This is a genomic window from Novosphingobium silvae, assembly GCF_009856825.1.
Lineage (GTDB): Bacteria > Pseudomonadota > Alphaproteobacteria > Sphingomonadales > Sphingomonadaceae > Novosphingobium > Novosphingobium silvae.
The window spans coordinates 1-1,251 of record NZ_WVTD01000061.1 but is presented as its reverse complement, the minus strand read 5'-3'; the positions used below and the strand labels follow the sequence as shown (position 1 = coordinate 1,251).

General features: G+C 48.1%; 2 protein-coding genes. Both read right to left on the bottom strand.

The window, feature by feature from the left end; genetic code table 11:
• Nucleotides 1-23: 23 nt before the first annotated feature.
• Entirely contained in the window at nucleotides 24-314 is a 291-nt protein-coding gene (locus GR702_RS21930) for a hypothetical protein (protein ID WP_140197674.1), read from the bottom strand.
• Between the two features lie 361 nt (nucleotides 315-675).
• Nucleotides 676-1,110 carry an Ntn hydrolase family protein gene (locus GR702_RS21925; protein WP_160987622.1) on the bottom strand — a complete coding sequence of 145 codons (435 nt, stop codon included), beginning with the start codon at nucleotides 1,108-1,110 and terminating at the stop codon, nucleotides 676-678.
• Nucleotides 1,111-1,251 lie beyond the last annotated feature (141 nt).

Genomic DNA, 1,251 nt, shown 5'->3' with positions numbered 1-1,251 from the left:
CGGCGGTGAAGTGTAATCCGTTATCACTGATGTTTCGGTTTGACATACATCCTCCGGTATTTGTAGTAGCGGGCGCCTTTCACGCAAATATGACGAATTGACTTGAGCGCGAATATAGCGACGAGAGTCGTAATTATGAACGGTGGAATGGCACCGGTAAAGAGATGGGCGAGACCTCCGGCGGCGGTCACTACTGACGCCATATACAACAGACGCCCGAAAAGACCGTCTTCAATCCAGTGCGCGTAGATATTAATTAACGAGGTGATGATGATTGCGACCAGGCAAATGGCGCCGATTTGTGAGTTGAGCATGTTATTTCCCCCACGGTAACTTAAAGTTGCTGAGGGACGAGTCGGCGGCCTCAAATAATTTAAGCCAGAACATACCTACGCCGAAAGGAACCAGGTACTGACCCTCAGACTGTGATAATTCATAGTAACTTATAATGATGGGGGATGCGTACACCGCACAACATGCCGAGGCAACCAGGTGACACAATCTCAACCACGGTGAAATAGCCTCGCGCTTCTTAATCTGAGATACGGCACCCCCGGCGAGGCCCGCCACACTAAGCCAAAGGTATTTATCGTCCACAATAAAAAATCTCCGAAAGTTAGTTTACCTTCGGAGATTAACATTTATACGACAATTTTAGTAACAGATAATTCGGATTTATCCTAGTCGATGTGTTATCACTCCCCCATCAGTATTAGGGTCGAAGCGCTTCGCTATCTCGACAGCAGCAGTAGCGGTGGCACCCATAAACATCGCCGTAAGTGCATACGGAGCACCGGAGCCAACGGCCGCTGCGTTACCCGCAATTGGTATAACTGAGCTTAACGGCGAATCCCATGACTTGAAGAATTCTACCCTGAAAATACGCTTATCCTCTTTAACAAACACCAGCGCTGAAAAGTCGAAGTCGTAGTACTTAGGCGTCAATATCTCGGCATCGACAACCAACAGCCTACCCACCCCGGCGTCCCCGGATACACCCATAACGAAGTGGTCGTTCTCGTAAATCTTGGTATCCGTATAGTATTTAAAATTCCCCGTGACACATGTATCGCAGGCCATCGTTTCACCGTCAAAAGCTATAGTAGTCATATAAGTTACCTGAACGTATAAAGTCGAATAGATGGTTTGTGCGGGATTTCAGAATACCCACGTTTACGCCACAGTTTGTACAGTTTAACCGCCATATGCGCCCGCGCCTGGCTACTGAACTCGCCGAGGTTTACCACTTTC

Coding starts and splice junctions, on each gene's coding strand:
- GR702_RS21930 (WP_140197674.1), bottom strand. CDS start 314: ATGCTCAACTCACAAATCGGCGCCATTTGCCTGGTCGCAATCATCATC.
- GR702_RS21925 (WP_160987622.1), bottom strand. CDS start 1,110: ATGACTACTATAGCTTTTGACGGTGAAACGATGGCCTGCGATACATGT.